This is a genomic window from Armatimonadota bacterium (assembly GCA_035527535.1).
In the GTDB taxonomy this organism is placed as follows: domain Bacteria; phylum Armatimonadota; class Hebobacteria.
The window spans coordinates 1-4,451 of sequence record DATLAK010000060.1; the positions used below are offsets into that span (position 1 = coordinate 1).

The window sequence follows — 4,451 nt, forward strand, 5'->3', positions numbered from 1 at the left end:
AGCTGAGGTTGACTGCCGAGGTCATGGCGATCATGCGACAGGAACTGGAGATGATCCCGGTCCCGGGGTGCCGGGTGGGGGTGCTGCAAGCGGCGGGAATCAGCCCGGCGACCTACTATCGGCACTTGCAGCCCAAGCCGCGGCTTGCAGCGCACGTGTCCCCGCAGCTGCTAGCGTCCGCCCAAGATGGAGGGAAGGAGCATGCCAGGTATCTTGCTTGCGATTCGGGAATGGGATACGATATGGGAACTGGGACTATCGCGAGGAGGGCTCCATTCAGTACCGTGTACCTATGGGTTCCCTGCCATATCGGTGATGCGGATGGCGCCGTCAGCGCTCCCATTCCCACTCGGCAAAGATCGCGTCACGGGCTGATCCACTACAAACGAGGAGTACGATGCCTGTCTATGCAGGGCCGCCGATCAGCGGAGCGAGCGTATCTCTGAGGCGCGTGTCGGAAGACCAAGTACTGCTGGCTGGGCGAGACTCTGATCTCGAATTGGCACGAGACGCACGCTGCTTCTACAAGGCGACTAGGGACGAGGCGACTCTCTTCTTTGGCCTTTGCACAGAAGCCGGGGATCTGGTCGGACAAGTGATACTGCAGAGGCAGCTCCCGGACCGGAAGGAAGCGGTGCTCGGCATTCACATTTTCCGGCCAGAGAACCGTTACCGCGGCTATGGCTCGGACGCGGTTGCGGTGGCTTGTGCGTATGGCTTTCAGGAGCTCGGCCTGGGGAGAATCGTGCTCAGTGTCTCCGAGGCGAACGAGGCCGCCAGAAGATGCTACCAGAAGTGCGGGTTCACGGAAGTCGGTCGAGTGAAGGATGAGCCGAATATGATCGCCATGGTGCTCGGACATCGGCTCCAGAGCGACCCCACGGCTGACAGGCGCAATGCGTGAAGTCCTCGACCGACTTGCGGTCCAGTAAGATGAGGGCTAGAATGCGCCTGTTTCTGCTCTCCTCATCCGATCACTCAATGGAGGATGCGCGTGGCGCTTGTGGTTCTCACCGATACCTGCAACCTTTCGTGTCAGGCCTGCTTGCATCGCAACCCAGGCGCGGCCGCGGTGCGCGCGCTCGACGAGTTCCTGGGTGCGATGAAGGCCGACGGCATCGAGTTCATGACCATGCGCGACTTCGCCGCGCAGTGGTGATCGAAGGGACCTTACGATGGAGTGGATGAACCGGCGTTCGCGCATTTACTGGTACGACCAGTACGCCCTCAACGAGCAGGCCCTCGCGTTCTCCAGATACGATCCAGATCGCATCGCCGACGAACTCATCGGCACCGGGGCCGACATCGTCGCCGTGTACGCGACCAACCAGTTCGGCATCGCCTACTACCCGAGCGCCATCCTGCCGCAGCATCCCAACCTCAAGGGCCGGGATTACGTTAGCGACGTGATGACGCGGCTGCGCGCGCGGGGCAAGCAGATCCTGCTCTACACCAACTGGCTCGATTCGAAGCACCCGCAGTGGAACGCGATGCCCCTGGGGTGCGACCCAGTTGCCGCGCGAGCCGAGCAGCCCCTCGCCAGTTGGGCGGACCCGTCGCAGCCCAACGGCCGCGTGCAGGCGCTGGCGGGCGGTGCGTGGCAGTCGCCGTGCTTCAACTCGCCGCGCCGCGAGCAGGTCGTGGCGATCACACGCGAGGTGTGCGACCGCTATCACCCCGACGCCTTCCATTTGGACATGTTCCTCAATGGCGACATTTGCGCGTGCGACTGCTGCCGGCCCGCGCTGGAGAGGATCTGCGGCACGCGGGAGATCACGCGCGAAGCCATCCAGGAGCACTGGGTGGAGTTCATTGACTGGCGGTGCGCACGCGCGGCGGAGGTGATCGCGAATGTGTCGGCGGTGCTGCGCGAGCGGGGGATCGTCGCGGCGCACAACCCTTTCGCGCCGCTCTACGTGGGGGCCGTCTTTGGGCAGGACGAGGCCTGGCTGCCGTCGTTGGACGTGTTCCTCTCGGAATGCTTCGACCGGTTCCTCGCGCCGACGAGCGACCTGCACTCGACGAGCATCAACGTGCGGTGGCAGCACGCGGTAGGCAAGCCGTCGTGGATGCTGCTCACCCAGCACCCAGTGCACTTCGCGCACTGGCCGGTGCCGCGCGCGACCTGGGAACTGTACGCAGCAGCCTGCAAGGCGAACGGCTGCAAGGCGTTTGGGCCCTGCGGCGTGGGCGCGCGTCCCGACACGACGACCTCCCCGCGGATGCTCGCCAACGTGAAACACGCCTTCGACTTTTACATGCAGGATGCGGACCTCGACGAGGGCGCGGTCTCCGCTGCGAAGATCGGGCTGGTGTTCTCGTGGGCGACGCGCAAGTACTTCGGCCGCGGCGACCAGCGCTGGCTGGAGGAGTTTAGCGGCTGGGCGCGCCTGCTGATCGAGGAGCACCTGCCCTGTGACATCGTCGCGGCGGAGCGAACCACCGCCGCCGACCTGGCCAGATACGACCTGGTGATCCTACCCAACACCGCCAACCTGAGCGATGGGTTCTGTGCCGCGGTGAAGGAGTACGTGCGCGGCGGCGGGCGGATTCTCGCCACGGCCGAGACCTCGCTAGGGGACGAGCGGGGCCGGCGGCGCGACGATTTCGGCCTGGGTGATGTGTTGGGCGTGACGTGGAAGGACGCTGTGGAGGGGCACTTCGCGGTGGAGCGCCCGGGGGAACCGGGGCCGGTGTCAGGAGTGTTTCAGCGGGTGGCGACATCGGGACGAATCGTCGCACGGCGCGTGGAGGTGGACCCGGCAGGCTCAGTCAGCGGAACCGAAGACCCGCTGCCGATGGCGGCGAGTGACTGGCCCGCGGTGGTGGCGGGAAAGTTCGGCGCGGGGCGCGCCTGGTATGTGGCGTGCGACGTCGGGCGCTACTTCTCGATGCACGGCGACGAGCACATCGGCGAGTGGATGGCCGAGCTCGTGGAGGCGATGCTGCCGCGGCGGCAGATCATGGTGAAGGCGCCGCGCACGCTCGAGGTAACGGTGTGGAAGCAGGCGGCGCCCGAGCGCACCATCATCCACCTGGCGAATCGCACCGTCGCGTGGACGCTGCCCACCGACGCGCGGCAGATCACCGAGATCATCCCGCTGCACGAGGTGCAGGTCAGCCTGGATAGCCCCTACCCCAAGCCGTCGGTGAGCGGGCGCCAGGTGCATCTGCGCGCCACCGTCGGCGGCAACCGGCTCAGTGTCACAGTGCGCGACCTCGGCCCCTACGCCGCGATCGTGATCGAACCCAGCGCCGCTGCGAGATGAACTGGTAAACGGTGGCGTTGGCGAGGGAGGTGCCGACGGACCACAAGCACTGGGTCATGACGTCGCCCACGATCAAGCCGACAAAGAAGGGGAGTGCGGCGCTAGAGCCTATTGCCGCCTCAGCGCAGGACAAACGCTTTCACGATGAACGCCATCAGGTAAGGGAACCAGAAGTTGCCGGCGGTGTAGGTGTTGGCCATCGCGAAGCCCATCGCGTGGAAGGGAAACCAGATCCAGCGCTCGCGGGCCAGGGTGAGCCCGAGGGCGACGGCCAGGCCGGTTCCGATCCAGGGGAGTACGTGGAGGTTGGGCGCGGGGGACACGGTGAGCCAACTCTGAATCTTGGCGGCCGTCGCTCATCCCAACCATTGGCCCACGAGGTACACGCCACGGATCACGGGGACAGTCACCTTAATTCACCTTAATTGGCAATTCCGGGGCAATTCCGGGGACACACACCCTAATTTCCGGCACCGCCGACGACGTCAACCTGACCTATGTCGCGAAGAACCCCGTCAGCCGCATGACCGACGGGACCTGCGACACCTACTACCGCTACGGCAGCTACGGCGGCTACAGCAAGCTCGATCAACTGATCGCGGTCGAGCGCAAGTACGGCTCGATGACGACCTACCGCAGCGCCAGCTACCAGTACGACCCCAACTACAACCGCACGCGGTTGCGGGACGGCGAGGGCGGCGTCACCCAGTACCAGTATGACGCCGACAACCGGCTGACGCTGGTGGGTTACCCGGTGTTCCCCGGCGGGTACGCGACCGAGTTCCAGTACGAGGAGGTCGGCAATCGCGCCACGATGACAGAGGCAAACGGGGATGTCGCGTCGTACGTTTACGATAACGTTTACCGCCTGGTGAGCGAGGAGAAGCGGGATTCGGGGCAGAACCTGTTGTATATAGAGGTTTAGCATGAATCAGGCTTGGCGTGCAGCGATGCCGATACTCATGCTCTTGGGCTTCCTTGCGGGTTTACTGGTAGGGTTGTATATTGGGCCATGGCTGCACCTTTGGGGTCGGTAGGGTTCTGAATCGCGGCAATTCCCAGTGGGGAACTCCGGGGACACACCTTAGTTCGGGACAGTAGGCAACTGCGTGGTAGGCATGAGGAGCCTGACCTATATGGCGGGGTGCGGCCGGTAAGAGAAGGCACCTTGAGCGGGGACAC

The 4,451-nt window shown here is 64.6% G+C and carries 5 protein-coding genes; 4 read left to right on the forward strand and 1 reads right to left on the reverse strand.

All coding sequences use genetic code 11. The annotated features are described in order from the left end of the window. Positions 1 to 397: 397 nt before the first annotated feature. The 3 genes from VM221_03670 to VM221_03680 all read left to right on the forward strand — a co-directional run bounded on the left by VM221_03670 (position 398) and on the right by VM221_03680 (position 3,269). Positions 398 to 904 (forward strand): GNAT family protein, encoded by a 507-nt coding sequence (locus VM221_03670; protein HUT73918.1) that lies wholly within the window; start codon positions 398 to 400, stop codon positions 902 to 904. Positions 905 to 994: 90 nt separating this feature from the next. Then, positions 995 to 1,159, forward strand: a complete 165-nt coding sequence (locus tag VM221_03675; protein HUT73919.1) for a hypothetical protein — start codon at positions 995 to 997, stop codon at positions 1,157 to 1,159. Positions 1,160 to 1,184: 25 nt separating this feature from the next. Then, the gene (locus tag VM221_03680) at positions 1,185 to 3,269 is read left to right on the forward strand and encodes an alpha-amylase family protein (GenBank protein HUT73920.1); all 2,085 of its coding nucleotides are present in this window, start codon (positions 1,185 to 1,187) and stop codon (positions 3,267 to 3,269) included. Between the two features lie 119 nt (positions 3,270 to 3,388). On the opposite strand, the gene VM221_03685 is transcribed toward VM221_03680, so the two are convergent. Further along, a complete protein-coding gene (locus tag VM221_03685) occupies positions 3,389 to 3,592 on the reverse strand; it encodes a DUF6784 domain-containing protein (protein ID HUT73921.1) in 204 nt (67 codons plus the stop codon). Positions 3,593 to 3,792: 200 nt separating this feature from the next. Here VM221_03685 and VM221_03690 point away from each other — a divergent pair, with 200 nt between their 5' ends. Beyond that, positions 3,793 to 4,194: an RHS repeat domain-containing protein gene (locus VM221_03690; protein ID HUT73922.1), complete on the forward strand. Its 402-nt coding sequence runs from the start codon at positions 3,793 to 3,795 to the stop codon at positions 4,192 to 4,194. The last annotated feature ends 257 nt before the right edge of the window (positions 4,195 to 4,451 follow it).

What these genes read in the sequence shown, in the direction of transcription:
- VM221_03670 (HUT73918.1), top strand. Translation starts at nt 398, where the DNA reads ATGCCTGTCTATGCAGGGCCGCCGATCAGCGGAGCGAGCGTATCTCTG.
- VM221_03690 (HUT73922.1), top strand. Translation starts at nt 3,793, where the DNA reads ATGACCGACGGGACCTGCGACACCTACTACCGCTACGGCAGCTACGGC.
- VM221_03680 (HUT73920.1), top strand. Translation starts at nt 1,185, where the DNA reads ATGAACCGGCGTTCGCGCATTTACTGGTACGACCAGTACGCCCTCAAC.